Annotated in this window: 27 protein-coding genes, 1 tRNA gene and 1 pseudogene; 20 read left to right on the top strand and 9 right to left on the bottom strand. The window is 62.7% G+C overall.

Translation table 11 applies throughout. The features are described from left to right. Window positions 1-209: helix-turn-helix domain-containing protein (locus M511_RS07375; RefSeq protein WP_139824551.1), on the bottom strand; the 209-nt coding region annotated here is incomplete at its 3' end. Between the two features lie 92 nt (window positions 210-301). Between M511_RS07375 and M511_RS07370 the strand changes: the two genes are divergently transcribed. After that, on the top strand, window positions 302-640 hold the full coding sequence (locus M511_RS07370) for a hypothetical protein (RefSeq protein ID WP_085501805.1): 339 nt from the start codon (window positions 302-304) through the stop codon (window positions 638-640). Window positions 641-852: 212 nt separating this feature from the next. Here M511_RS07370 and M511_RS07365 read toward each other — a convergent pair. From M511_RS07365 to M511_RS07355, 3 genes and pseudogenes are all read right to left on the bottom strand, one after another. Next, window positions 853-1,035 (bottom strand): annotated as a pseudogene (locus M511_RS07365) (integrase core domain-containing protein); the annotation flags it as partial. Beyond that, on the bottom strand, window positions 980-1,546 hold the full coding sequence (locus tag M511_RS07360) for a hypothetical protein (RefSeq protein WP_139824550.1): 567 nt from the start codon (window positions 1,544-1,546) through the stop codon (window positions 980-982). The pseudogene M511_RS07365 and the gene M511_RS07360, both read right to left, overlap by 56 nt. Window positions 1,547-2,304: 758 nt before the next feature. Further along, window positions 2,305-2,394 (bottom strand) — tRNA-Ser (locus M511_RS07355). A 246-nt stretch (window positions 2,395-2,640) separates the two neighbouring features. On the opposite strand from M511_RS07355, the gene M511_RS07350 reads away from it, so the two are divergent. The 7 genes from M511_RS07350 (at window position 2,641) to kynU (ending at window position 11,320) form a co-directional block, all read left to right on the top strand. Further along, on the top strand, window positions 2,641-4,215 hold the full coding sequence (locus M511_RS07350; RefSeq protein WP_254901047.1) for a DUF294 nucleotidyltransferase-like domain-containing protein: 1,575 nt from the start codon (window positions 2,641-2,643) through the stop codon (window positions 4,213-4,215). After that, window positions 4,212-4,457: a hypothetical protein gene (locus M511_RS07345; protein WP_010393469.1), complete on the top strand. Its 246-nt coding sequence runs from the start codon at window positions 4,212-4,214 to the stop codon at window positions 4,455-4,457. The genes M511_RS07350 and M511_RS07345 overlap by 4 nt, the downstream gene beginning before the upstream one ends. After that, on the top strand, window positions 4,454-7,150 hold the full coding sequence (locus M511_RS07340; RefSeq protein ID WP_085501802.1) for an ATP-binding protein: 2,697 nt from the start codon (window positions 4,454-4,456) through the stop codon (window positions 7,148-7,150). Before M511_RS07345 ends, M511_RS07340 begins: the two co-directional genes overlap by 4 nt. Then, window positions 7,150-7,515 carry a response regulator transcription factor gene (locus tag M511_RS07335; RefSeq protein ID WP_010393471.1) on the top strand — a complete coding sequence of 122 codons (366 nt, stop codon included), beginning with the start codon at window positions 7,150-7,152 and terminating at the stop codon, window positions 7,513-7,515. The genes M511_RS07340 and M511_RS07335 overlap by 1 nt, the downstream gene beginning before the upstream one ends. Then, on the top strand, window positions 7,512-9,632 hold the full coding sequence (locus tag M511_RS07330; protein ID WP_085501801.1) for a 3'-5' exonuclease: 2,121 nt from the start codon (window positions 7,512-7,514) through the stop codon (window positions 9,630-9,632). Before M511_RS07335 ends, M511_RS07330 begins: the two co-directional genes overlap by 4 nt. A 97-nt stretch (window positions 9,633-9,729) precedes the next feature. Further along, the gene (locus tag M511_RS07325) at window positions 9,730-10,059 is read left to right on the top strand and encodes a LacI family DNA-binding transcriptional regulator (RefSeq protein ID WP_085501800.1); all 330 of its coding nucleotides are present in this window, start codon (window positions 9,730-9,732) and stop codon (window positions 10,057-10,059) included. A 16-nt stretch (window positions 10,060-10,075) separates the two neighbouring features. After that, entirely contained in the window at window positions 10,076-11,320 is a 1,245-nt protein-coding gene (gene kynU / locus M511_RS07320; protein ID WP_085501799.1) for a kynureninase, read from the top strand. Window positions 11,321-11,324: 4 nt separating this feature from the next. Here the strand turns inward: kynU and M511_RS07315 are convergent, their stop codons facing one another. Next, complete coding sequence (locus M511_RS07315) at window positions 11,325-12,098, bottom strand: DeoR/GlpR family DNA-binding transcription regulator (RefSeq protein ID WP_010393477.1); 774 nt, start codon at window positions 12,096-12,098, stop codon at window positions 11,325-11,327. Window positions 12,099-12,354: 256 nt separating this feature from the next. Between M511_RS07315 and M511_RS07310 the strand changes: the two genes are divergently transcribed. From M511_RS07310 to purU, 3 genes are all read left to right on the top strand, one after another. Further along, window positions 12,355-13,488, top strand: a complete 1,134-nt coding sequence (locus tag M511_RS07310) for an iron-containing alcohol dehydrogenase (protein ID WP_029371500.1) — start codon at window positions 12,355-12,357, stop codon at window positions 13,486-13,488. Window positions 13,489-13,765: 277 nt separating this feature from the next. After that, window positions 13,766-14,656: a bifunctional methylenetetrahydrofolate dehydrogenase/methenyltetrahydrofolate cyclohydrolase FolD gene (folD, locus tag M511_RS07305; protein WP_085501798.1), complete on the top strand. Its 891-nt coding sequence runs from the start codon at window positions 13,766-13,768 to the stop codon at window positions 14,654-14,656. A 94-nt stretch (window positions 14,657-14,750) separates the two neighbouring features. After that, entirely contained in the window at window positions 14,751-15,635 is an 885-nt protein-coding gene (gene purU, locus M511_RS07300; protein ID WP_085501797.1) for a formyltetrahydrofolate deformylase, read from the top strand. 108 nt (window positions 15,636-15,743) lie between these two features. On the opposite strand, the gene M511_RS07295 is transcribed toward purU, so the two are convergent. The 3 genes from M511_RS07295 to M511_RS07285 form a co-directional block, all read right to left on the bottom strand. Beyond that, window positions 15,744-17,411, bottom strand: coding sequence for a SulP family inorganic anion transporter (locus M511_RS07295; RefSeq protein WP_085501796.1), 1,668 nt, complete (start codon window positions 17,409-17,411; stop codon window positions 15,744-15,746). Between the two features lie 67 nt (window positions 17,412-17,478). After that, entirely contained in the window at window positions 17,479-17,736 is a 258-nt protein-coding gene (locus M511_RS07290) for a helix-turn-helix domain-containing protein (RefSeq protein WP_010393487.1), read from the bottom strand. Window positions 17,737-17,867: 131 nt separating this feature from the next. Continuing rightward, window positions 17,868-19,901, bottom strand: a complete 2,034-nt coding sequence (locus M511_RS07285; RefSeq protein WP_085501795.1) for a TonB-dependent receptor — start codon at window positions 19,899-19,901, stop codon at window positions 17,868-17,870. Window positions 19,902-20,149: 248 nt separating this feature from the next. Between M511_RS07285 and M511_RS07280 the strand changes: the two genes are divergently transcribed. From M511_RS07280 to M511_RS07245, 8 genes are all read left to right on the top strand, one after another. After that, on the top strand, window positions 20,150-20,764 hold the full coding sequence (locus M511_RS07280) for a ribonuclease D (RefSeq protein WP_085501794.1): 615 nt from the start codon (window positions 20,150-20,152) through the stop codon (window positions 20,762-20,764). Window positions 20,765-20,774: 10 nt separating this feature from the next. Further along, window positions 20,775-21,722, top strand: a complete 948-nt coding sequence (locus M511_RS07275) for a KpsF/GutQ family sugar-phosphate isomerase (RefSeq protein ID WP_010393501.1) — start codon at window positions 20,775-20,777, stop codon at window positions 21,720-21,722. Then, window positions 21,723-22,304 (top strand): hypothetical protein, encoded by a 582-nt coding sequence (locus M511_RS07270; protein ID WP_029371503.1) that lies wholly within the window; start codon window positions 21,723-21,725, stop codon window positions 22,302-22,304. A 52-nt stretch (window positions 22,305-22,356) separates the two neighbouring features. Continuing rightward, window positions 22,357-22,842 carry a lipopolysaccharide transport periplasmic protein LptA gene (lptA, locus tag M511_RS07265; protein ID WP_010393505.1) on the top strand — a complete coding sequence of 162 codons (486 nt, stop codon included), beginning with the start codon at window positions 22,357-22,359 and terminating at the stop codon, window positions 22,840-22,842. A 4-nt stretch (window positions 22,843-22,846) separates the two neighbouring features. After that, window positions 22,847-23,581, top strand: a complete 735-nt coding sequence (lptB, locus tag M511_RS07260) for an LPS export ABC transporter ATP-binding protein (protein WP_010393506.1) — start codon at window positions 22,847-22,849, stop codon at window positions 23,579-23,581. A gap of 162 nt (window positions 23,582-23,743) precedes the next feature. Beyond that, complete coding sequence (gene hpf / locus M511_RS07255; RefSeq protein ID WP_010393507.1) at window positions 23,744-24,319, top strand: ribosome hibernation-promoting factor, HPF/YfiA family; 576 nt, start codon at window positions 23,744-23,746, stop codon at window positions 24,317-24,319. Window positions 24,320-24,401: 82 nt separating this feature from the next. Continuing rightward, window positions 24,402-24,866 (top strand): PTS sugar transporter subunit IIA, encoded by a 465-nt coding sequence (locus M511_RS07250; protein WP_010393508.1) that lies wholly within the window; start codon window positions 24,402-24,404, stop codon window positions 24,864-24,866. 75 nt (window positions 24,867-24,941) lie between these two features. Beyond that, window positions 24,942-25,133, top strand: coding sequence for a hypothetical protein (locus M511_RS07245; protein WP_085501793.1), 192 nt, complete (start codon window positions 24,942-24,944; stop codon window positions 25,131-25,133). Between the two features lie 70 nt (window positions 25,134-25,203). Here the strand turns inward: M511_RS07245 and M511_RS07240 are convergent, their stop codons facing one another. After that, window positions 25,204-26,073 carry a branched-chain amino acid aminotransferase gene (locus M511_RS07240; protein WP_010393514.1) on the bottom strand — a complete coding sequence of 290 codons (870 nt, stop codon included), beginning with the start codon at window positions 26,071-26,073 and terminating at the stop codon, window positions 25,204-25,206. A gap of 152 nt (window positions 26,074-26,225) precedes the next feature. Here M511_RS07240 and M511_RS07235 point away from each other — a divergent pair, with 152 nt between their 5' ends. Then, on the top strand, window positions 26,226-26,738 hold the full coding sequence (locus tag M511_RS07235; protein WP_010393516.1) for a MarR family winged helix-turn-helix transcriptional regulator: 513 nt from the start codon (window positions 26,226-26,228) through the stop codon (window positions 26,736-26,738). Window position 26,739 lies beyond the last annotated feature (1 nt).

The following is a 26,739-nucleotide window of genomic DNA, read 5'->3' as shown; positions in this document are numbered from 1 at the left end:
GAACGGTCCGCCTCCAGCCAGCCCTCGATGATCGGGATGAAAGGATCAAGCTTTGGCCGCCTGACCTCGGCCGTCCGTCGGTAGCCCGGTGGCACCGAGAAGGTCATCATCTTCGCAACCGTGTCACGCGAGATGTTGAACACCCGCGCCGCTTCCCGCTGGCTCATGCCTTCCGCGCAAGCCTGGCGAACTCTCAGATATAGGTCCACGCTGTAAATCCTCACGCCCTCCCTGCCGCCGCAGAAAGGGAATAGGTGGACGACTTTTACGCCGCCCGCAGCAGCACCAAGCCACCGCTACCGTGGACGAATTTCCCACCGCCGTTCTCAATCTGTGTGCCCAGCCGAAGATCGGACGTTTCTACATGCAGCTTTCCCCTGCCCTTAGCCCGAAGCTGGAGGCGGTGATAGGCCGCGGATCGTCGGCTTTCCGTGCCATGATAAGCGAGGATCTGGTCGCTTCCGGGTTCGAGGAAGCGGAGGCCCGTGTGCGGGCGATAGCACTGACGGGTGCCATCCGCGAAACGGCGGTCGCAGTCGCGAAAGAGCCGGAATACCGTGACAGGCTGCTGGAAATTGTTGGTCAGATCGCCCGTTCGATGTTCGGACTGCAGCGTGTGGAACCGCATCACGACGTTTGACTTCACGATCAGCGTCGTCCATTCCCTTCCGAAAGAAAGGGTGAGGCGAGGCCAGCCAGCACATCGACATGTCGGACCGGATCAGAACAAACGTTGAAGATCAGGATGCGGCCCATGAAAGGCAAATCTTTCTGACAGAAAAGGCAAGCCCGCATTCGCATGGGGGATTTGCCGCACTGTAATCAGCCCCACTTGATTGGTTCCGTTTGAAGTTAGTGCATGACCGTGCTTTGGTCCATCGGGACGCTGGCTTCCGGAGCCGGTGGACTATGGCCCAATGCGCTGTCTGGCCGTTTGGTGTTGTAGTGTTTTCTGCATTGCTCGATCAGGATCTGTGCCTCACGGAGGCTGTAGAAGACTTCCCCGTTCAGCAGCTCGTCGCGGAAGCGGGCGTTTCCGAATTTTGCTCTGACAATGCTCGTCCCAGTTGTCGATAATGAATTTGCGAAGATCCTCCGGCTTGTCCAGCAGGTCCTGAAACGGTGAAGTTACGCCTTTGTACGTGACGAAGTGGTATTCTTCCGGAAAGGTGTAATCACCACGGTGGCTGTAAAACAGCACCTTGCCGATTTCCGTTGCCGCCGTGCTGGTCCCTGGCGCTGAGGCATAATGCTTGCACTGATAGAGCGTCCATTTGCGGACTGGCACGGTGTTTGGATCATGCCAGGCGAGGACATTGCGGCCCTTGTCGCCCGCGCCACCGCGCTGTTGGACCTCGACGATTTCCGGCCTTTTCATGGCCAGATATTCGGATGCCCACTCCAGAGTAAAGCGTTCCGAACTCTGCAGCGCTAAAATTTGCGAGACGATCGAGAAGCCGAGATTGGCAATCCGACGCCCAGACCGAGCAAGCGTACGTTTGCACCCGGGCACGGCGTGGGCGGTTTCAACTCTTCTGCTTGACACGCTATCTGGTCTTTTTTGCTTTTCGTCACGTGCCCGCTGACGAAACACTGCCTTTGTTAGCCACTTTTAGCCAGAGGTTTGGCGAGTAATACTTGCGGTCGACGCTGTGTATCCACCCGAAGGAGCCAGATGAGGCCTCCCCAGTGGAAGAGTGAAATGCGCTGATGACGATCCGGTGCGGCGAAGCACCTTCGCGCATCAGAGAAAAATATCTGGAAGCGAGGGGAATGGCGACTGAACGAACGTCCGCTGTCGCGGCGTCAAAAACACTCCGCGCACGGCGACTATTCGGTGGGAAACGGACCCGTCTAGGAACGGGGTGCCAGAGACCGCGTCCACCCTTCTATAGCCATCGCTGCGCTGATCCAGGGTGCAACATCACCGATAGGCCCGCTGCAATACCACAAGAGGGAGTCGGCTTCTTCTCGCACCCAGGCCACCAGTTCCGCAGCCTGGCGTGAAGTATAGGACACGATTGCCCCACTTGCCGCGTGCCAATGAATCCCGGCGATCGCTGATCAAAGCTCAACGCCGCATGCACCATCCGCTCTCACCTCTTCGCCAGTGAAGCGATCGATAGTGGCTTCGAATTCCTTTATCGGTCGCAGCAATCGCTGGCTGTGCACAGCCGCGAAATCAGCTTTATCGAAAAAGGGGAAAATGAATCTCCCGAGGCTCCGCTCTATTTGATCGGGCGCTTATATTGTGTGGGAAACGGCGGTATTTGGCGTTCTTAAATTGGGCCGAAACAGGAAGTGTGGCGGAGACGAAGGGATTCGAACCCTCGAGACGGTTTCCCGTCTGCACCCTTAGCAGGGGTGTGCCTTCGACCACTCGGCCACGTCTCCGCTGCCCCGTATATGGGGCGAGCGGCGGGGAAACAAGGGCTTTTTGACCGACCGGCGCAGTTGCAAAGCCCGGCCTGTATGCCGTCGTTTTCAGAGTATTTCGACCAGAACACTGCACGGTTTGGCGCAAGCCGCGCGGGAGACCACCGGCCTGTCGGCCTGACACGCCGCAGCTGTCCGGCCAAAGCTGTTGTGAACAGGCCACAGTTAGGCTTATCAATGGATTGCGGGCAGGAGGAACGCTTGGTGGGCGTCCCGCAGAACGCATCTTGCGGGGCGCGTCAAAAGGGCAGGGAGGGGCAAGAGGGCCATGCGTGCTTCCTCGGAGGCTATGGGTTTGCCTGTGTCCGCCGCATGCAAGAGGTGCGGGCGGTGACGGGGGCGGATCGCAGCACGCGCCACGAACAGCGCGAGATGGTGACACTGGTCACGGCGCGGGTGCGCGATGCCGCCCTGCGCAAGCCATATGTGGTCGATGCCGGGACCGATCTTGCAACGTTGTGTCGCGAACTCGCGGCCCGTGCCCTGACCGATGCGCTGGTGCGGGACGGAAAGCGGCTTGGCATCTTTACCGCCACCCAGCTGGTCCGGGCGATCCTGCGCGATGAGCCGCCACAGGCGCTGGCGGTGCGCGATTTCACCAGCTTTACCCCTTGGTCCGTGGCGGTGGACGACGATCTGTACGATGCGATGATGCTGATGCTGCGCCACCGTATTCATCGCGTTCTGGTGTGCGATGGCGATGAAGTGGTGGGCATTCTCAGCCAGTTCGATCTGATGAGCTTTCTGGCCAGTCACTCGCATCTGATCGCGGCCGAAATCTCGCGCGCCCGTAGTCCGGGTGAGCTGGCCGAAGCCGCTGCCGGGGTTGAGCCGCTGATCCGCGCCCTGCATGCCGATGGCGTACGAAGCGAGATCATCGCCGAGCTCGTCGGCCGTCTGAACCGCCAGATATTTCGTCGGCTGTGGCAGATGCTGGCCCCCCTGCCTTTGCAGGAAAACAGTTGCCTGATCGTCATGGGCAGCGAGGGCCGGTCCGAGCAGATCATCCGCACCGATCAGGACAATGCGCTGATCCTGCGCGACGGATTCCGCTTTGACGGGCTGGAGCGGGTGACGCAGGCCTTTACCGATACGCTGATCTCGTTCGGCTATCCCCCCTGTCCCGGGGGCATCATGCTAAGCCGTCCGTTGTGGTGCCAAAGCGTACAGGACTTTGGTGACAGTATCCGCGACTGGGTCCATGGCTCGGACCCCGAGGGGCCGATGCATCTGGCAATCTTTCTTGACGCCGCCGCGGTTGCCGGGGACGAGGGGCTGCTTGCCGCCCTGCGCGACCGGCTGCGGCGGGTCCTGACCGGGGGCGACAGCTTTTATGCCCGTTTTGCCTTGGCGATCCGGCAGTTTGACGGCGGTGCAGAGGGCGGCTGGTGGCGGCGTCTGCCCGGTCTGCGCGGACCCGAGGCGGCCGAGATCGACCTGAAAAAGCTGGGGATATTTCCGTTGGTCCATGGCACGCGCGCATTGGCGCTGGAACACGGGATCACATTGCCGGGCACTCAGGCCCGTCTGGCGGCGCTGGCCGGGGCCGGGCGGATCGATGCAGGGCTTGCCCGCGACGTTGCTGACGCCCTGCATTGCATGATGGGGCTAAAGCTTGACAGCAACCTCGCGCAGATTGCCCGTGGCCAGGCCCCTGACAACAGCATCCGCCCGTCCGAACTGGGCCGGCTCGAGCGCCAGGCCTTGCGCGATTCGCTGAACATCGTGCGCGAATACAAGCAATGGCTTGGCCAGCATTACCGGTTGGATCTGCTATGAGACGGCGCGACGGACCCCGGCCCGAGGTGCTGTTGGCGCTGTGCGGCGCGGGCTTTTTGCTGTTCAACTTTCCGCTGCTGCTGATCTGGGACCAGCCTTTGACTATCCTTGGGCTTCCACTTTTGCCGGTGGTGCTGTTCGTGGTCTGGGGCGGGCTGATTGCGGCGCTGGCATGGGTCAGTGCCCGCAGCGCCCGACCGCCCCGCAGCGACCGGGCCGGGAACCGGAGGAAGGGCGAATGATCCAGCCCGGTTTCGTTCTGGCAGCCTCTTTTGGGTATCTGGTCCTGCTGGTGGCGGTCGCAGCACATGGAGATCGCCGCGCAGGGCAGGGCCGGTCGCTGATCGACAGCAGCCTGGTCTATGCGCTGTCCTGGGGGGTCTATTGTTCGGCCTGGACCTATTTCGGCAGCATTGGCCGCGCGGCTTTGGGTGGGGTCTGGTTCTTGCCGATCTATCTGGGGCCGATGCTGGCCATGCTGCTTGCATGGCTGGTGCTGCGCAAAATGGTGCGGATCGCGCGCAGCTATCGCATCACCTCGATCGCGGATTTCATTGCCAGCCGCTACGGGAAAAGCCCGCTCCTTGCCGCGCTGGTGACACTGATCACCGTGGTCGGCATCCTGCCTTATATCGCCTTGCAGCTGAAAGCCGTCTCGGCCGGTTACGAGGCATTGACCGGGGGGCAGGGCCAGTCTGACATGGCCTGGTGGCGCGACGGCACGCTTTACATGGCGTTGTCGCTTGCGGGCTTCGCGGTGGTCTTTGGCACCCGCCACCTTGACCTGTCCGAGCGGCATGAAGGCATGGTCGCCGCCATCGCCTTTGAATCGGCGGTCAAGCTTGCGGCTTTTCTGGCGGTGGGGGTCTTTGTCACCTACGGGCTTTTCGCAGGCATGGGCGATATCTGGGCACGGGCGCAGGCACAGCCTGATATTGCCAATCTGCTGCGCCTTGATGGGCTGGGATTCGAGGGATTTCAGGGTGCGCAATGGTTCGCGCTGACTCTGCTGTCGATGCTTTCGGTGCTGATGCTGCCGCGCCAATTCCAGATGATGGTGGTGGAATGTGTCGATGAAAGGCACATCCTGCGCGCAGCCTGGCTGTTTCCGGCTTATCTGCTGCTCATCAACATCTTTGTCCTGCCCATCGCCATCGGCGGCATGTTGATGATGGGCGACGCGGGGGCGGGGGCGGAAAGCTATGTGCTGACCTTGCCCCTGTCACAGGGGGCGGCGTGGCTGGCACTGCTGGCCTATATCGGCGGGCTTTCGGCAGCGACGGGTATGATCATCGTTGAGACGGTCGCGGTCTCAACCATGGTCTGCAACGATCTGGTGATGCCCGCGCTGCTGCGCAGTGGGCGCTTTGCCCAGGCCGGGGGCGACCTGACGCGGCTGCTCTTGAATATTCGCCGGGCCGCGATCCTTTTGGTGCTGCTGCTGGGCTATCTGTATTTCCGCGTCGCGGGTGAGGCTTATGCGCTGGTCTCGATCGGGTTGATCAGCTTTGCCGCCGTCGCGCAATTCGCCCCGGCGCTTTTGGGTGGCATGTATTGGCGCGGCGCGACGCGGGCGGGGGCGCTGGGCGGGCTGATCGGTGGGTCTTTGGTCTGGGCCTATACGCTGATGCTGCCTTCGGTCGCCCGGTCGGGCTGGATCGGGGCAGATTTCCTTGATGGCCCATTCGGTCTGACCTTTCTGGCACCGCAACGGCTTTTCGGCCTTTCCGGTTTCGACGAACTGACCCATTCGCTGTTCTGGAGCCTGCTCGTCAACATTGCGCTTTATGTTGGCCTGTCGCTGATCGGCCGCGCCTCGGCGCGCGAGGCAAGCCAGGCGCTTTTATTCGTCGATGTGTTCGAGCGTGGGCAGGCCCAGCCGGTGTTCTGGCGCGGTCGGGCGCGGCCCGAGGATCTGCGCCGCCTTGCCGGGCGTTTTCTGGGGGCGGCCCGGGCCGAGGCGCTGTTTCGTGACCATGCGCGCGAAACGGGAACGGCGCTGGACAGTCTGACCGCCGATGCACGGCTGGTGGATCGGGTGGAACGTCAGATTGCCGGGGCTATTGGCACGGCCTCGGCCCGGGTAATGGTCGAATCGGTTTCGCAGGAGGAACCGCTAAGCCTTGATGATGTGCTTGAGATCATCGACGAGGCCTCGCAGGTGCGCGTCTATGCCCGCGAACTGGAAGAGGCGACCATCGAGCTGCGCGCTGCCAACGAAAAGCTGAAAAGCCTCGACCAGCTCAAGGATGATTTCATGTCCTCGGTCACGCATGAATTGCGCACGCCCCTGACCTCGATCCGGGCGCTGACTGAGCTGATGCTGGACACGCCCGATATCGAGTCCGCTCAGCGTGATGAGTTTCTGGGGATCATCCTGTCGGAAAGCGAAAGGCTAAGCCGGCTGGTCAATCAGGTGCTGGATCTGGCCAAGATCGAGGCGGGCGTGGCAGAATGGCATACGACCCGCGTGGACATGAAGGCGCTGATCGCCGCTGCCCTGCGCGCCACGGCCGAGCTGTTTCGTGAACACGGGACCGAGGTGGCGCTGGACCTGCCCGAGCGGGTGCCCATGGTGCTGGCTGATCCCGACCGGCTGACACAGGTGCTGGTGAACCTGCTGTCGAATGCGGCCAAGTTCGTCCCAAAAGGGCGAGGCCGGGTTCAGATCGTGCTGCTGCGGCAGGGGGATGAGCTGGTCGTCAAGGTGCGCGACAACGGCCCCGGTGTTGCGCCCGGGGATCAGGCGACGGTGTTTGAAAAGTTCCGGCAGGGCGGCGATGCGTGCAACCGTCCCCCCGGTACCGGGCTTGGTCTTCCGATCAGCCGGCAGATCGTTGTTAATTTGGGGGGCAGGATGTGGCTGGAATCCCGGCCGGGGCAGGGCGCATGTTTCGCCTTCAGCCTGCCGTTACAGAGTCAGGGGAGGAGCTGATGACGGACAAGGTACTGATCGCGGATGATGAGCCGAATATCGTCGTGTCGCTGTCCTTCATGCTCAAACGCGAGGGGTATGAGGTCCTTGTCGCGCCGGACGGGTTGCAGGCGCTTGATATGATCCGCAGCGACCCGCCCCGGCTGGTGCTGCTTGACGCGGCCATGCCGGGGATGAACGGCTTTGACGTTTGCGAGGCGGTGCGCGCCGATCCCGGCCTTTCGGGGGTCCGCATCCTGATGCTGACCGCCAAGGGGCGCGAGACGGACATCGCCCGCGGCATGGGGGCGGGGGCCGACGCCTATGTGACCAAGCCCTTCTCGACGCGCGAACTGATCGTTCGTATCCGCGAGCTGCTGGCATGAGATCCGCCACCCGCCTCCTGTTGCCTGTCGTCCTACCGGGTCTGGCGGTGGCGCTATGGGTGCTGGGTGGCGTGGCGCTGTTTTATGCCGCCCTGTCGCCCGAGCGGCGCGAGGGGGTGTCCGCCGGGCTTGCGCCGGCGCTGGCCGAAGGCGGCGCGCTGATCTTTGGCTGGTGGCTTGCTGGGGCGGTGCTGGCTGGCTGGCTTGCCGCGCGTCTTTACGCCCGCCATGTTGCAGCCCCGGCGCGGCTGGCTGATGCGGCGCGGCTGCTTGCCGGGAATGCCGATGCGCCCCGCGCGCAGGCTGCTGGCCCCGAGGCGCTGTCCGGGCTGGCCGAGGCGCTGAACCGTCTTGCCGACGAACGTCGGACCTTGCAGACCGACATGGCGCGTCTGGTGGCCGAGGCCCAGCACAAGGTCGCGCAAGAGCGTGACCAGCTTGGTGCGCTGATGGCTGAGCTGCGCCAAAGCGTGATCGTCTGCAACCTTGATGGTCGCATCCTGCTTTACAATGACCATGCCCGCAGCATGTTCCGCCGGGTCTCGGGCGGGGGGGATGTGATCGGGCTTGGCCGCTCGATCCATACTGTTATCGAGCGGGCTCTGATCGACCATGCGCGCGATACTGTGGACCGCCATATCGCACGGGGAGAGGCGCCCGTTTCGGCGCAATTCGTTACCACCACGCCAGCGGGCAGTCTGCTGCATGTCGTGCTGGCCCCGGTTCGCCCGCAGGCCGGGGAACCCGATCAGATCAGTGGTTATGTGCTGCTGGTTGATGACATTACCGGCGATTATGCCGCCCAGTCCCGTCGCGACCGTCGCCTGATCGAGCTGACCGAGGCCAGTCGCGCCTCGCTGGCCAATATGCAGGCGGCGCTGGACATGCTGGATTATCCCGACCTGCAACCGGCCGAGCGGGACGGCTTTCACGCCATCGTCCGCGATGAGGTAACGGCGATGGGCCAGCGGCTAAAGGCGATGACGGCGGATGCCTCGCAAGAGATCCTGACCCGCTGGCCGCTGCAAGAGATGCTGGGCGACGACCTGCTTGCCGCCGCTTCGCGGCATGTCCAGGCACAGACCGGGGCCGAGGTTGCGGTCGGGAATGCCGATGACGGGCTGTGGCTGCGCGTTGACAGCTTTTCCCTGATTCAGGCGCTTGGTGCACTGGCGGTGCAGGTCGCGGGGGCGCAGTCATCCCTGACGCTAAGACTTGCCCCCGCAGCAACGCCGGGCTGGGCGCATCTGGATCTGGTCTGGCCGCTTGAGGTCGGGACGGGGCCGGGCACTGCCGGGGCCGTCGCTGGTCAGGCCGAGGTGGACCGTGCCCGTGACATCGCGGAACGTCACGGCGGTGAATTGTGGCTGGAACAGGACCGTCCGGCGGGGCAGTCATTCTTTCGCTTTCTGCTGCCGACCGCCCTGTCCGGACCCGAGATCGCCTGGCCCGAGTCCCGGCCCGAGTTCTATGATTTTGACCTGTTTGCGGCCAGCGATTCCAGCCGCTCTTTGGACGATCAGCCGCTGGATCAGCTGACCTATACCGTCTTTGATACCGAGACGACGGGTCTGAATCCGGCCGAGGGCGATGAAATCATCCAGATCGGCGCGGTGCGTATCCTGAACGGCAAGCTGTTGCTGGGCGAGCGGTTTGACCAGATTGTCGATCCGGGCCGCGAGATCCCCGAGGCCTCGATCCCCTATCACGGCATCCACCCCGAGATGGTGCGGGGTCAGCCGCGTATCGCCGAAGTGCTGCCCGTTTTTCACGCCTATGCCGCCGATACGGTGCTGGTCGGGCATAACGTTGCCTTTGACATGCGGTTTTTGCAGATGAAAGAGGGGGTGACAGGCCTGCGCTTTGACCAGCCGGTTCTGGATACGCTGCTGTTGGCCAGTATCGCCCAGCCCCATGAACCTTCGCATTCGCTTGAGGCGATTGCAGAGCGGTTGGGGATCGAGGTCGCCAATCGCCACAATGCCGCCGGCGATGCGCTGGTGACGGCGCAGGTGTTCTTGCGGCTTTGGCCGCTGTTGCAGGCGCGGGGCATTGCGACGCTGGGTCAGGCACGTGCGGCGGCCGAGAACTCGTATTATGCGCGGCTGCGCTACTAGCGTCGGGGGCGGCTATGGACCAGCTGCAAGGGATGTTCCAGAAATCCAGAAGGGGGAGTATGCGGCGGCCCAGAGCATTTCCGAAGGAGCTGTGACATTGGCCACGCTGAAGGATGTCGCGCGTGCGGTGGGCCTGTCGATCACACAGGCCAGCCGGGCATTGAACGATCATTCCGATGTCAGCGAGATGACGCGCAAACGGGTCAAGGCCGCAGTGTGTTCGCTGAATTATCAGGCGAATATCTCGGCGCGCAAGCTGGTGACGGGCCGCTCGGGTAGCGTTACCAAGGCACCGCGGCGTGACAGCCGGGAGCTGCCGGCAGATTGCCTTGCCGGTCTGCTGGAGGGGCGGCCGCTTAAGGAATTGCAGCGCGTCGGCCCGCATGAACTGATCATCCGTAATTCGACCGGCCCTGCGCCGGAGTGACCTGACGAGGACCGACATGACCTTTCCCGACCGTGCCGCAATCGAGACCATGGATGCCCAGGACCCGCTGGGCCATCTGCGAGATGCCTTTCTTTTATCCCCGGACGAGGTCTATCTGGACGGCAACTCTTTGGGTGTCCCGACCCGTGCCGCTCAGGATGAACTGATGCGCGCTGCCCGTGACGAATGGGCGGGACAGCTGATCCGCAGCTGGAACAGCGCCGGTTGGTTCGACCTGCCCGTCGAACTGGGCGATCGTATTGGCGGGCTGATCGGCGCGGCTGCGGGACAGGTGGTGGTGGCCGATACCACCTCGATCAACGTCTATAAGGCGCTGCATGCCGCCATGAGATTGCGCCCGGGGCGCAAGGCAATCATTGCGGAAAGCAGCAGCTTCCCGACCGATCTGTACATCGCTGAGGGGGTCGTTTCGACCCTGCCCGGGGCGCGGCTGCGGCTTGAGGGCGTGGATGGCGCGACGATCGAGGAGATGCTTGATGGCGATGTCGCCGCGGTGCTTGTCAATCATGTGGACTATCGCACCGGAGCGTTGCGCGACATGGCGGCGCTGACGGCGCGCATCCATGCGGCGGGCGCCGTCGCTGTCTGGGACCTGTGCCATTCTGCCGGTGCGCTGCCGGTCGGGCTGGATGCGGCGGGTGCGGATTTCGCCGTGGGCTGCACCTATAAATACCTCAACGGTGGGCCGGGCTCGCCCGCCTTTATCTATGTCGCACAGCGGCATCAGGGGCAGGTGTCGCAACCCCTCAGTGGTTGGTGGGGACACGCCCGGCCTTTTGCCTTTGAGACGGGGTATGAGGGTGATACCGGCATCCGCCGTTTCCAATGCGGCACCCAGCCCATCCTGTCGATGCGGGCGCTAAAGGGCGCGTTGCAGATCTGGGATGGGGTGGACCTGCACCAGCTTCGCGCCAAGAGCATTGCCCTGACCGATCTTTTTATCCGGCTGGTCGAAGGGCGATGCGCCGGGCTGGGACTGACGCTTGAGACCCCGCGCGAGGGCGCCCGGCGCGGCAGTCAGGTTGCATTGCATCACGATCACGCCTGGCCGGTGATGCAGGCACTGATCGCGCGCGGTGTAATCGGCGATTTCCGCGCACCCTCGACCCTTCGCTTTGGCTTTACGCCGCTTTACCTGCGCTATGCTGATGTGCTGCGTGCGGTCGATGTGCTGGAGGATATCTTGCGCAGCGAAAGCTGGCGCGATCCGCGCTTTGCCGTAAAGGCCGCCGTGACCTGAGGAGTTATTCGTCCGACGGGGGACAGACCCGGACCTTGGTCCCCCATTCTGCGCAGCGTCGCGTCAGGTCCTCGGGCAATGGCTGGTCGATAAAGACCGCATCCAGTTCGGACAGGCTGGCAATGCGGGCGGGTGCGGGGCGGCCAAGCTTGGAATGGTCGGTGACCAGAAAGGCCTGACGCGACTGGCGCAGGATGGCGCGGCTGACCCGCACCTCGGCCAGATCGAAATCCAGCAGATCGCCGTCATGATCCAGCGCCGAGGTGCCGATGACCGCGTAATCGACCTTGAATTGTTCAAAGAACTGGGTGGTCAGTTCTCCGACCAGCCCACCGTCCGAGCGCCGCAACGCGCCACCCGCCACCATGATTTCGCAGCCCGGATTGGCCAGCAGGATATTGGCGACATTCATGTTGTTGGTGACAACGGTGATATTCGAATGATGGATCAGCGCACGGGCTACCGCCTCGGTCGTGGTGCCAAGGTTCAGGATCAGGCTGCAATTGTCGGGGATTGCCGCTGCGCAAGCCTTGCCGATGGCGGTCTTGGCCTCGGCATTCATACGCCGCCGCGCCTCATAGCCCAGATTGACGGCCCCGGCGCGCGGCACCGCCCCGCCATGCACGCGGTCCAGCAAGCCTGCTCCCGCCATTTCGCCCAGATCACGGCGGATCGTCTGTAAGGTGACGTCGAAACGTTGTGCCAGATCCTCGACCAGAACCCGGCCTTCGGCGCGGGCAAGCTCAAGGATCTCACTTTGGCGAATGCTGAGGGCCAAGGGCGCTCTCCATCGGCTGAACCGTGGTCAATGTAAGCGATCCGGAAGGGTGCGCAAGTGTTCCTTGCATAGGGAAAGAGCCGGCGCTGATGTTCGCATTGCTGCTGCTTTGGCCTGAAACGAAAGCTTCTTGACCGTCCGGGGCCTGCGGTGCAGCCTGCGCCCGACCTTGAAAACAGCAGGCCGCCATGTCCCACACGTTTCGATTGACCAGCGCATTGCGCGTGCCACTCTGCCCGAAATGCGCGGGGGCGGCATGAACGGGTTTTCCTTTGCCCTGCCGGGGCGTGTGATCTTTGGTCGGGGCGAGGCGGAACAGGCTGCGCCCCTGATCCGCACATACGGTCCGCGCGGTGTGCTTGTACATGGTGCGAACCCGGCCCGCGCGGCATGGCTGCTTGACGCCCTGCACAGTCAGGGGGCTGAGGTCATGGCTCTGGCCTGCGGGTCTGAGCCAAGCTTGCCGATGCTGGAACAGGCACTTGGCCAGGCCAAAGAGTTTGGCGCTGACTGGGTTGCGGCACTGGGCGGAGGCGCGGCGCTGGATCTGGGCAAGGCGCTGGCGGGGCTGATCCCTGCTCCGGGCGGGGTCATGGATCATCTTGAGGTGGTGGGCCGTGGCCTGCCGCTGGCCGCGCCGCCCTTGCCCTATATCGCCTTGCCGACCACAGCCGGGACCGGGGCCGAGGCGACCCGCAATGCCGTGATCGGCCTGCCCGATCATGGCCGCAAGGTTTCGATCCGGGACGAGCGTATGCTGCCCCGGCTGGCCATCGTCGATCCGGCGCTGACCGATCATTGCCCGCGCGCGGTGACGCTGGCTTCGGGGCTTGATGCATTGGCGCAGGTGATCGAACCGTGGATCTCGTGCAAGGCGACGCCGTTTACCGACGCGTTGGTGCGGCCGGTCATCCGCCCCGGCTTGCAGGCGCTGAAACGGTTGACAGAGGCCGAGGACAGCGCCGCCCGTGACACCATGGCCTGGGTCAGCCTGTGTGGGGGCATGGCGCTGGCCAACGGAGGGCTGGGCGCGGTGCACGGCCTTGCAGGGGTGATCGGGGGCGTGACGCCCGCCGCGCATGGCGCGATCTGTGGGGCGTTGCTTGGCCCTGTGCTGGCCCTGAATCGCACCCATTCCCCTGATTCCGCCCGTATCCGAGAGGTCTGTTGCGAGATAGCCGGGGTGCTGGACTGCACCACCGCCGAGGCTCCGCAAGCGCTGACTGCCTGGGCGCGCGGTGCCGGGTTGCCTGGGCTGATCGCGCAAGGTCTTGACCCGGCGCGGCATCAGGTGGTGGCCGAAGCGTCGCTTTCCAGCTCTTCGATGAAGGGCAATCCCTTTGCCCCGACGGTTCCGCAGCTTTGCGATGTGCTGCGCGAGGCGAGCTGACCGCCGGATGCGTCGAAGGCTTGTCGCAAATCATCTGCTCGGCTGACGTAGCCTGTTTTGACCCAAGTCGCAAAACGACACTGTCCTGTCGCAATAGGGTCTGACCTTTGCGACGGCCAGTTGGAAAAAGGCGTCAACGGGGATAGAGGCGAACCGGGACGGTCAGGTCCGCCATGGGGCGGGTTTGCACATGCCGGCGCCTGCGCTATCCGCGAGCGGGGGCGGTCGGCTATTGCCGCCCGCGACACGGGTGCGGAATGCGAAGGAGGTTAGGCCGATGGGGGCAAGGATCATCGACGGCAAGGGGTTTGCGGCCGGGGTTCGCGGCCGTGTGGCAGAGGCTGTGGCAAGTCTTAAGTCCCGGCACGGGATTACGCCGGGCTTGGCGGTAGTTCTGGTGGGCGAAGACCCGGCCAGCCAGGTCTATGTCCGCAACAAGGGCGTCCAGACCCGCGAGGCCGGAATGGTCAGCTATGAACACAAGCTGCCGGTCGAGACGCTGCAGGATGAGTTGCTGGCACTGATCGACAGGCTGAACACCGATCCGAACGTTCACGGCATCCTGGTGCAGTTGCCGCTGCCCGACCATATGGACGCCGCGGCAGTGATCAACGCCATCGACCCCAAGAAGGACGTGGACGGGTTCCATGTCATCAATGTCGGCCTGCTTGGCACCGGGCAAAAGGCGATGGTGCCTTGCACCCCTCTGGGCTGTCTGATGCTCTTGCGAGATCTGCACGGCGATCTGACGGGGCTGAATGCTGTGGTGGTCGGGCGCTCGAACATCGTCGGCAAGCCGATGGCGCAGTTGCTGTTGAATGCAAGCTGCACCGTGACCGTCGCCCATAGCCGTACAAAGGATATCGAAGAGCTGTGCCGCTCGGCCGATATTCTGGTCGCGGCGGTGGGCCGGCCGCGCATGATCCACGGCGATTGGATCAAGCCTGGTGCCACGGTGATCGATGTCGGCATCAACCGGATCGAAGAGGATGGCCGGGCGCGGCTGGTTGGCGATGTCGACTTTGACAGTGCCGTACAGGTAGCGGGGGCTATTACTCCGGTGCCGGGTGGGGTTGGGCCGATGACCATCGCCTGTCTTTTGGCGAATACGCTGACAGCCTGCTGCCGGGTGCACGGCCTGCCTGAGCCGGAGGAGCTTACCGCCTGAGCGCGCTGCCCGGCCGGGGGCGCTGCCCCCGGACCCCCGGGATATTTGCACACAAAAGAAATCAGGGGCCTTGCGCCCTTTAGTGGAGAGCCAGATGAAGAAATATGTCCTGACCGTCGCTTGCCCCTCGACGCGCGGCATCGTTGCCACCGTGGCCGGCTTTCTGGCCGAGAATGGTTGCAACATCACCGATTCAAGCCAGTTCGACGATCCGCAGACCGGCAAGTTCTTCATGCGGGTGAGCTTTGTTTCGGAACAGGGCGTCGGGGTGAAGGAGCTGCGTGCGGGTCTGACAGAGCCGGCAAAGCCCTTCTCGATGGATTACGCGATCCATGACGAAGCCGATAAGATGAAGGTCGTGATTATGGTCAGCCGCTTTGGCCATTGTCTTAACGATCTGCTTTACCGTTGGCGGATCGGGGCGTTGCCGATTGATATCGTGGCGGTAATCTCGAACCACATGGACTATCAAAAGGTAGTGGTGAACCACGACATACCTTTCCACTACATTAAGGTGACCAAAGAGAACAAACCCCAGGCCGAGGCGCATCTGGTGCAGGTGGTTGAGGAATCCGGGGCCGAACTGGTGGTGCTGGCGCGCTATATGCAGGTGCTCTCGGATGAGCTGTGCCGCAAGATGTCGGGGCGGATCATCAACATCCATCACTCGTTCCTGCCCAGCTTCAAGGGTGCGAATCCCTACAAGCAGGCCTTTGAACGCGGCGTGAAGCTGATCGGCGCCACCAGCCACTATGTCACTGCCGACCTTGATGAGGGGCCGATCATTGAGCAGGATATCATCCGTGTCACCCATGCCCAAAGCCCCGAGGATTATGTGAGCCTTGGCCGTGACGTAGAAAGCCAGGTTCTCGCCCGCGCCATCCATGCCCATATCCACCGCCGCGTGTTCCTGAACGGTAACAAGACGGTGGTCTTCCCAGCCTCGCCCGGCAGCTTTGCGTCTGAGCGCATGGGCTGAAACAGCAAAGGGCGGCCATCGAGCCGCCCTTTTCACACCTGTCATCTTCCGTGGAAAAATATCCCCGCCGGAGGCAAGAACTTCAAGACGAGAAGCCGATGCGGCGTGTCAGGGGCGGTTATGCCGCCGCAGCGCTTCTTCGACGGACGGGGCATAATGGGCGAGCGGGCGACGCAGACCATGCCGCAGCAGAACGCGGCGAATGTCTCGGCTCGCCCCTGTCAGCCACAGGTCGATGCCACGCCGTTGCGCCTTATGTGCCAAGCCTTCGATCATATTCGCGCCGGTCGAATCGAGAAAGGGTACGGCGCTGAAATCCACCACCAGTACCTGCAACCCATCCTGAATGCGGTCCAGAACCGATCCGATCGAGGCTGTGGCACCAAAGAACAGTGCTCCTGAGATGCGATAGACCATCACATCGCGCACCTGCGGCTGATCCGCGCGCGGCTGATCGCTGTCGGCAAGATCTGCCCCGACCAGCGCCTCGACCCCGACGGCCTGGCTCATCCGCTGGATGAACAGCACCGAACCCAATGCCAGACCGACCACGATGGCCTCGGTCAGGTCGCGGAAGATCGTCAACAGGAAGGTGACTGCCAGCACCGCTGTTTCGCCCCAGCCCGAGCGCAGAAGGATGGCGATGGCGGGTTTCTCGATCATGTTCCAGGCTACGACCGCCAGCACTCCGGCCAGAGCTGCCAGCGGGATGTAAGAGGCAAGCGGCGCTGCGACCAGCATGAAGCCCAAGAGGAACACCGAATGCAGCATCCCCGCGACAGGCCCGTGCGCGCCCGAGCGCACGTTGGTCGCGGTACGGGCGATGGTGCCAGTCACGCAGATGCCGCCGAATAGCGCAGAGCCCATATTCGCGACGCCTTGCGCGACAAGCTCGCAGTTAGAGCGATGCCGACGGCCGGTCATTCCATCTGCCACCACTGCCGAGAGCAGCGATTCGATGGCCCCGAGCAGCGTCAGTGACATGGCACCGGGCAACAGCGCCTTTACCTTGTCTGGCGAAAATTCGGGCAGGGCCGGAGCCGGCAGGGTCGAGGGGATGCCTCCGAACTGGCTGCCGATGGTCGCGACATTCGCGCCAGTGACGGCGATGAAAATCGCCGCCAATGCTACGGCGATCAGCATGCCGGGCCAGTGCGGACGCAGGCGTTTCAGCCCGACGATAACTGCGATGGTGCCAAGCGCCACCCCCATTGCTGCGGGTGTCACAGTGTCCCGGACTTGCCAGAGAGCAGGGATCTTTTCGATCAACGCGCCGGGTTCATTCTCAAGCGCCAGGCCAAAGATCTCTTTCAACTGGCTGGTAAAGATGATCACGGCAATACCGGCGGTAAAGCCGACCGTCACCGGGAAAGGGATGAACTTGATGAAGGTGCCAAGGCGTAGCAGCCCGATGGCAAGCAGCATCATTCCCGACATGAAGGTGGCAAGGATCAGCCCCGACATACCGTGTTGCGCGGCGATCCCGGCGATCAGCACGATAAAAGCCCCCGCAGGCCCGCCGACCTGATAGCGTGAGCCGCCGAGCAACGACACCAGAAAGCCGCCGACGATGGCAGTATAAAGCCCCTGTGCCGGAGTTCCGCCCGAGGCAATGGCGATCGCCATCGACAGGGGCAGGGCCACGATGGCGACAGTCAGTCCGGCCACAGCATCGGCGCGCAGCTGGGCCGCGCCATAGCCTTCGCGCAGAACGGTGATCAATTTCGGGGTAAACAGCTGCGCGAATCCCGGCGCTGCGTTGACCTTCTGGTTCATTTGGAGCCGCACCTTCATGAAAAAAGGCGGCGGGGTCGTCGGCGTTTGCCGGCGGTCTCCGTCGCGATTACGTCTGCGGACCGGATTTCAGCCGCACGCCACGCCCGCCCGAGGCGCTTGCCGCGCCCTCGCCGATCAGTTCGATCCCGGCGGTCTCCAGCGCCTCGACCACGCGGGTCAGGCTTTCAACCACGCCGCGCACATTGCCATCGCTGGCCTCCATGCGCTGGATGGTGGGGACCGACAGGCCCGAAAGTTCGGCCAGCCGCTTTTGGTCTATGCCAAGCAGGGCACGTGCTGCACGCATCTGGGCCGAGGTTATCATCAGCTGATTTCCAATCCTTGATTATGCATATGTAGCATAAGACAATTGATATTTCAAATATCAATACTGGCGGCTCAGCTATGAAAAAGGCCCCTGTGAAAGGGGCCTTACCGTTCCGTCTGGCGGATGGATCAGAAATCCATCTTCAGGCCCAGTGTGACCGTACGGCCGGGGGCGTAGAGCGGCTTCACGCCGCGCGGATCGAGCTGAACATAGCTCGAACGCTCATAATAGTTTTCATCGAACAGGTTATCGACGTTCAGGTGAACAGCGACGTTTTCATAGCTCTCCGGTCGCCATTCGCCGTAAACGTTGACCACAGCATAGGAATCGTGGTCCGAAAACCCTGCCGCGCGCATCTCGGCAGTCGAAAGCTTGCCTGCCCATTCGATAGTGCCCCCGACTTTCAAGTTATACTGTGGGATCTCTTGATCAATGAACAGCGTGGCCAGCTTGCCAACCGGAACCACGGCCCCACCCTGCGGCAACGCGCCGTCGCCGTCATAGGTAACATCCGCCTTGGTGAAGCTGCCGCCAACCTGGCCCGTCCCCCAAGTATAGGCACCTTGCAAGGTAAAGCCCTTGCTCCGGTATTCTTCGGCATTGGTCAGGAAGGGTGCGGTTGCCGGATCATCATCATACTGCCCGTCGGTGTTGTATTCACCGAGGTTTTTCAGGCGAGTGTCAAAGAAGGTTAGGTTACCGGTCCAGTTCCCTTGGTTGGCGTTCAGTCCCAATTTGATATTGCGGGCAGTCGCTGGCTCAAAGCTGCTGTCGACATAAAGATTCTTGGTGCGGGCGTGCAGCAGCGCGTATTCGCCAAAGTTATAACCCTGCCAAGTATGCGAGGCGCCAGCGAATATCTCATACCCTTCAGAAAATTCATAAGAAAGTGTGCCGTTTACGCTTGCACCGGTATCGTTGTGTTTGCCGCCGTTCCAGTCCGTGAAGCGGTGGTGATCCAGCCGCAAGCCGGTGGAAAGGTCGATGCCGTTGTCGAACTCGAAACGGCCCTGGACATAAGCTCCGATCTGCATCGTCTCCATCGACCAGTAGCGACGGTCAGTGTCGCCGTAATTGTCGACGTTGTAATCGTCATAGCCCCAATCGACACCGGCGGTGAGCTTGCCCTGACCAAGCGTAAAGGTGTTCTGCAGCTTGCCGCCGATGGTCTGGTTTTCCAGATTCATGTCGCCGTTGGTGCGGTCCATGACATAGTTCGGGCGTTCGTATTTGTTGTTGCTGACGAAGATCATTGCCTGAGGATCCCAGGTATCCGTCGGAGCGGTCGAGCTGTATTTCAGCGTTAGCGTATTGCGGGTGATTTTCAACGGATAGACGCCGCGATCAACTGGCCTTTCGGGGTTGGTCGGATACAGGTCCATGTTCATCTTGATGGTTCGGTCGGCGTCGTCTTGGCTGTAGTCGTAGCCCAGTTCGATGCGATGGGTGTCGAACTCGTAACCCAGCTTGACGAGGGCGCCCTGTGCACCGGGATCGGTTCCATCCATCTTCAGGCCATTGCCGCTTTCGTAATCCTCGCCATGGGTGGCGTGGATCATGGCGAACCAGTCAAAACCCTCATAGACGCCATAGCCGGCGAGCGAGCCGGCCCAGCCCCGACCGTTCGAGCCATAGGACAGGCCGACGCGGCCGCCTTGGGTCTTGCCATCGGTCAGCAGGTCCCTGGCGCCGACGGTTTCATAGCGCACCGCACCGGCCGCCGCGCCAAAGCCTGCGTCTGCGGCAGCCGCGCCAGCCTCGACCTCGACCGATTTCAGGAAGGCCGGGTCAACCACGTTCGAGCCGGTATGATGCCAGCTCGTCGGCCCTTGCGGCACGCCGTCCACGGTAACGGCGAGGTTCGACTGTTCGAGGCCAAAGACGTGAATCCGTTTTGACGGGCCCGCGCCGCCCGAGACGGTGACCGCGGAATCGCGGGCAAAAAGCTCGGACACATCGGCCGGCTGCATTGCCTCGATGTCTTCGGACGAGACGACCACACCACCGGTTGCCTCAACGTTTTCCTGACCATCTGCGACCAGCGTGATCGGGCTAAGCACGACGGTATCGGTTTGCGGCTTTTGGTTGTCCTGCGCGTAAAGCGCAGAGGCCAGGGCAAGCGAGGACACCCCCGCCAGCGGGATGATGCGGCGCAATTTCATGGTCAAAGCCTTGTTTTGACAGGTTCTCGCGCGGCTTATAGAGGCGCGGAACCAGATTCAAGTATTTTACTCAGGAATACGTGCAAAAATTTTACTGTTTTGGTATGGATTGTTGCACATCTGCGCCACTATCGGCGACGGGCCGCCGCGGCGGGGTATCTGGCGGCCTTGCTTGCGGACACCGGGGCTGGCGCTAACGGGGGCAAAGGGGTTACAGCAACTCAAACCCGCAGCCCGAGAAGCTCGACATGACCATTACCCTTCATCGCAATGACCTGCCCGACGATCTGGATCTTGGCCCGGTCGTCGCCATCGACACCGAGACGATGGGTCTTGACCCGCGCCGTGACCGGCTGTGCCTTGTCCAGCTGTCCTCGGGCGATGGAAATGCGCATCTGGTCCAGATCACCAAAGACCAGCGTGAGGCACCGAACCTCGTGCGGATGCTGGCCAATCCCGATGTGGTAAAGCTGTTCCACTTTGGCCGGTTCGACATCGCTGCGCTGGAAAACACCTTTGGCGTGGTGACCAGGCCGGTCTGGTGCACCAAGATCGCCTCGAAACTGGTGCGCACCTATACCGACCGTCACGGACTGAAATATCTGCTTTCGGAACTGGTCGGGGTCGATATCTCGAAGCAGCAGCAGACCAGCGACTGGGGCGCGTCCGATCTGTCCGAGGCGCAGCTGGAATATGCTGCATCGGACGTTCTGTACCTGCATGCGCTGAAAACCGAGCTGGAAAGGCGGCTGGCCCGCGAAGGCCGGCTGGAGCTTGCGCAGTCCTGTTTTGATTTCCTTCCTGTCCGGGCCCATATGGATCTGTTGGGCTGGGGGGATGAAAACGACATCTTTCATCACTAGATAGCCGGCCATGAGCGCATATCTTGACACCGCCCACCGGGTGATCCGAACCGAGGCCGAGGGGCTGGCGCTGCTGGCCGAAGGTCTTGGCGACAGTTTCGACCGCGCGGTCGAGGCCATTCTGGCTGCCCGTGGCCGGGTGGTGGTTTCGGGCATGGGCAAATCCGGCCATGTCGGGCGCAAGATCGCGGCGACGCTGGCTTCGACCGGTACTCCGGCGCAATTCGTCCACCCTGCCGAGGCAAGCCACGGCGATCTGGGCATGGTGACCGAGGCGGATGTGGCGCTGGTCTTGTCAAACTCGGGTGAGACGCCCGAGCTTGCGGACCTGATCGCCCATACCCGGCGCTTTCAGATCCCGCTGATCGGCGTTGCCAGCCGGCCGCAATCGACCCTGCTGCGTCAGGCTGATGTCGCGCTGGTGCTGCCTGCGGCACCCGAGGCCTGCGGCACCGGCATCGTGCCCACTACCTCGACCACCATGACCATGGCACTGGGGGATGCGCTGGCCGTGGCGCTGATGGAACATCGCAAGTTCACACCCGAGCATTTTCGCACCTTCCATCCTGGCGGCAAGCTGGGGGCGAAACTGTCGCGCGTCGCCGATCTGATGCACAAGGACATGCCGCTGGTTTCCGAAGGCGCGCCTATGGCTGATGCGCTGCTGACCATCAGCCAGAAAAGCTTTGGCGTGACTGGCGTGACCGACGAACTGGGCCGCCTGACCGGTATCATCACCGACGGCGACCTGCGGCGGCATATGCAGGGCCTGCTGGATCATACTGCGGCCGAGGTAATGACCCGCAATCCGCGCACCATTGCCCCCGAGGCGCTGGCCGAATCCGCGCTGGCCGAAATGCAGTCCCGCCGCATCACCTGCCTGTTCGTGGTGACGCCCGACGGTGCGCCCGCCGGATTGATCCATATCCATGATTTTCTGCGCACGGGGTTTTTGTAGGTGAGCACCCGGTCCTGCATCGTCGCATGGTTGAGGGTGCTGTTGCCGCTGTCGGCGCTGGCGCTTTTATCGGTGCTGTTTCTGCTGGGCCGCAACCCCGACCCCGATGCGAGCATCCCCTACGCCGATGTCGACCCGCGCGAGCTGGCCGAACGTCAGGCAGTGACCAGCCCGACCTATGCCGGGGTGACGGATGACGGGGCGCAGCTCAGTATCACGGCCGCCGAGGCGCGGCCCGATGGCGGGCAGGGCGAGGGACAGGCGCAGACGGTGCACATGACCTTGCGCGCCCGTGATGGCAGGGCGGCGGATGTCAGCGCCGGCTCGGCCGCGCTTGAGGGCGAACAGGTCCTGCTGGGCGATGGCGTGCGCATGACCACAGCCGATGGCTGGGTGGTGACCGCGCCCCAGTTCCTGGCCTCGACCATCGCAGGCACGGTCGTCTCGGACCGCGAGGTGAATGTCCTTGCCCCCTTCGGCGAACTGACGGCCGGGCAGATGGAATTGCGCCCTTCAGGACAGGGCAGCGGCGATCATGTGCTTGATTTAAGCGGCGGAGTCCGCTTGATATACCGCCCATGACCCGGTGCCGCCGCCACAGAGGGGCCGTCACAGGCGCCAGAAAGGAAATCCGATGATCCGGCCCGGACCGCTTTTGCCCGTGATCCTGTCGCTTGTGCTGGCAGCAGGATCGGTGCAGGCGCAGACTACAGGGTTCGGCAGGGCGCAGGACATCAAGGCGCCGGTCGAAGTTACTGCTGATTCGCTGAGCGTCGATCAAAAGACCGGGAAGGCCACATTTTCGGGTCATGTGCTGATCGGGCAGGGCGCGATGCGGCTGTCAGCCGACAGCGTGACCGTGACCTATGCCCAGGGAGACCAGCGCCGCATCAGCGCCCTGCATGCAGAAGGGAACGTCACCCTGGTCAGCGGACAGGACGCGGCCGAGGCCCGCGCCGCTGACTACAATGTCGAAAGCGGCACCGTCGTACTGACTGGCGACGTGTTGCTGACCCAGGGCAGCAATGTGCTGGCCGGTGAGCGGGTCACGGTAAATCTGGAAAGCGGCACGGCCAATGCTTCGGGCCGGGTCCGCAGCGTATTGCAGCCGGAGAATTGACGCTATGGCCGGGGAACTGGGGCTGCGCGTCCGCGGGCTGCGCAAATCCTATCGCAAGCGCCCGGTTATCCGGGACGTGGCACTGGATCTGGACCGGGGCGAGGTGGTGGCGCTGCTTGGGCCGAACGGCTCGGGCAAGACGACCTGCTTTTACTGTGTGGCAGGCCTTGTCGCCCCCGATTCGGGTCAGGTGCTGATCGACGGACAGGATGTGACTGTTCTGCCCATGTATCAGCGCGCCCGTATGGGGATCGGCTATCTGCCGCAGGAAATGTCGATTTTTCGCGGCCTGACGGTCGAGCAGAACATCATGGCTGTCCTTGAACTGGTCGAGCCGCATGTCCATCAGCGCCGCGAACGGCTTGAAGAGCTGTTGGGCGATTTCTCGATCGGCCATTTGCGCGGCGCCTCGGCCATGGCGCTGTCGGGGGGGGAGCGGCGGCGGGTCGAGATCGCGCGCTGCCTTGCAGCCGATCCGGCCTATCTGCTGCTGGATGAACCCTTTGCCGGTGTCGATCCGATTGCCGTGGGCGAGATTCGCTCACTGGTCCATGACCTGAAAAGCCGCGGCATCGGTGTTCTGATCACCGATCACAACGTGCGCGAGACGCTGGAGATCGTCGACCGTGCCTATATTCTGCATGACGGACATGTACTGAAATCCGGCTCTACCGCAGAAATCGTCGCCGATCCTCAGGTCCGTCGCGTCTATCTGGGCGAAACCTTCCGCATGAACTGAACGCAGGGACGTGCCGATCCTCTGCGCAGCCGTTGACACAAGGCCGCGGCTGTCACCAAATGAGGATATGACCGGGCACGAAAGCACGGTCGGAAAACCCCGGACGCCAGGCTCCTCGCAAGGGCCGCAACCACAGCCCGGGCAACCGAAAGGACGAAGACCATGCGCTACCAGATCAGCGGAAAACAGATCGACGTAGGTGAGGCGCTTTCGACTCATGTCAAGACCGAGCTTGGCGTGACCATCGAAAAGTATTCGCAACGCCCTACGGATGCGACGGTCATCTTTTCCCGTAACGCGCATGAATTCATATGCGACGCCGTGGTGCATCTCTCAACCGGGCTGACTGTTCAGGCCAAGGGCAGCGCCACGGATATCTATGCGGCTTTCGAGCAATGCCGCGAGCGGATGGACAAGCAGCTGCGCCGCTACAAGCGCCGTCTTAAGGACCATTACAAGGATCGGACCCAGCCGGTTGAATTCGAACAGGCGGGGATGTATGTGCTTGCCGCCGATGAGGACGAATGGGAAACGCAGGAAAACGGCCTGCAGCCCATGATCATCGCCGAGATGGAGACCCGCGTGCCCACCCTGTCGGTTGGCGAGGCGGTGATGCAGATGGAACTGGCCGGCAGCCCGCTGCTGGTCTTTCGGAACGAGAAACATGGGGGCGTGAACGTGGTTCATCGTCGCGATGACGGTAACGTAGGCTGGATCGACCCCCGCAACTTGAGCTAGACTGGTACCAGACGGGCAGTCTTGTTGAACCAATCGTCCCGGTCGCGCAGCCCGCGGCCGGGACCTGACAATTTCGGGCGACATGCAGATCAGCGACATTCTCTCCCCTGCCGCAGTGCGGACGATGAGCCAGACCACCAGCAAGAAGCGGTTGTTTCAGGAAATCGCCGAACAGGCGCGGGCGGTCTATGGTGTGGACGCGGCGCAGACGCTGGACGCGCTGCAGGAACGCGAAAGCCTGGGGCCGACCGGCGTCGGGCATGGCGTGGCGTTGCCGCACGCGCGGCTGCACGGGCTGGATCGCGTGGTCGGGCTGTTCCTGCGGCTGGAAAAGCCGCTGGATTTCGACGCGGTGGATCGCCAGCCGGTGGATCTGATCTTTGCGTTGCTGGCGCCCAAGAACTCGGGCGTTGATCACCTCAAGGCGCTGGCGCTGGTCTCACGCACGTTGCGTGATCAGGACCTGCGCGCCAAGCTGCGTGCCAATGAGGACCCGGTGGCGCTGCATGCCATGCTGGCCGCTGCGCCGGGCATCAAGGCGGCCTGAGGTCAGCTGTCGCGGGCCAAGGGGTGAAATTCCCGCGCATTCGCGCTATACTCTGTTGCAGGAGGAAGACCGAACATGACCAGACATATCGCTGACCGAAGTCAGGAAAGCAGTTTCGGCCGCACGCAATATTTCACGCGGCAGGAACGTGAATCCGGCCTTCACCCGTCCATTATCACGCTGCGCACGCGGCCCCGTGCCCGTGACGAGGCGGCGAATCGCCGTGCTGCGGAATTCGCCCGGATCGAGCGGGGTCATCGGGTCTGATCCCGTAACCCGCAAATGAAAACCGGCCGGGCGTCAGGGCCCGGCCGGTTTTTTGTCCTGCGATCTGCGATCAGGCGCGGACCAGCTGTTCATATTCTTCGGCGATCTTGCGGGTGGTGTCGCCGACCTGGAAATGCCAGTCGCCGATCTGCCCGACCGGGGTCACCTCGGCCGCGGTGCCGGTCAGGAAGCATTCCTGAAAATCTGCCAGCTCTTCAGGGCGGATGCGGCGTTCATGCACGGCGATGCCCTTGTCATTGAGCATCTGGACGACGGTCTGGCGCGTGATGCCGTTCAGGAAGCGGTCGGCCAGCGGCGTATGCACCTCGCCATCCTTGACGAAGAAGATGTTGGCGCCGGTGGCCTCGGCGACATAGCCCTCCCAGTCCATGAACAGCGCATCCGAGCAGCCTTTCGCCTCGGCGGCGTGTTTGGACATGGTGCAGATCATGTAAAGCCCGGCGGCCTTGGCGGCGGTGGGGATCGTCTCGGGGCTGGGGCGTTTCCACTTGGCGATGTCGAGTTTGGCGCCCTGCCATTTCGCATCGCCGTAATAGCTGCCCCATTCCCAGGCGGCGACAGCCATGCGCACCGGGTTGCGGCGGGCCGAAACCCCCATATCCTCGCCCGAGCCACGCCACATAACCGCACGGACATAGGCGTCCTTGAACCCGTTTGCGGCCAGAACCTCATCCTTGGCGCGGTCGATCTCTTCAGCGGTATAGGGCGAGGTCATGTCCAGCAGCCGGGCCGATTCGATCAGACGCAGCGAATGTTCGTGCCCCCTGAAGATCTTGCCGTTGTAGCAACGCTCGCCTTCAAAGACCGAGCTTGCATAATGCAGGGCGTGGGTCAGGATGTGCACCTGGGCATCCCGCCAATCGACCAGCTTGCCATCCATCCAGATCTTGCCGTCACGATCATCATATGCGCCCGCCATTTTTCCCTCCGGCCGGTTATGTGTTCGGAATGTTGCGTTTCATTACCCTGTCTGGCAAAGAAAGTTGCGCAACTTGACGTCCGGGCTATCCATTCATGGTTGGAAAGTCAACAAGTCTGACGTAATACAAGGTAATGGTTTACGGAGAAGTCATGCAGGACAAGGTGGGCGCTGCGCCGGCGGGGGGCGAAAACCTGCTGTTTCTGACCGACGACCAGCTTCGTCGCGGCATCGAGGCGATGTTTTTCGCCTATCGGGCCTTTACCGCCGATCCCGACATGATTCTGACCGAGCTTGATTATGGCCGCGCCCATCACCGCGCGATCCATTTCATCAATCGCGAGCCAGGTCTGACGGTGACGGCGCTGCTGGATGTGCTGGGTGTGACCAAGCAGTCGCTGAACCGTGTGCTGCGTACCTTGATCGAGGACGGGCTGGTTGAAAGCCGTATTGGTCGCCGTGACCGGCGCGAGCGGCAGCTTTACCTGACCGAAAAGGGCGCGCTGCTTGAACGCCGGCTGTCCGAGGCGCAGCGTGCCCGTATGCGCGCCGCCTATCGTGCCGCCGGACCGCAGGCGGTGGCTGGCTTTCGCCAGGTGCTTGAGGCGATGATGGACCAGGAAACCCTGCGCCAGTATCACGCGCTAAGGGAAATGCCCGAGTGAC

Origin of the sequence: Paracoccus sp. J56 (assembly GCF_019633685.1) — a bacterium.
Lineage (GTDB): Bacteria > Pseudomonadota > Alphaproteobacteria > Rhodobacterales > Rhodobacteraceae > Paracoccus > Paracoccus kondratievae.
Note: the sequence above shows the minus strand (reverse complement) of the source record. Positions and strands in the feature narration are given on the sequence as shown.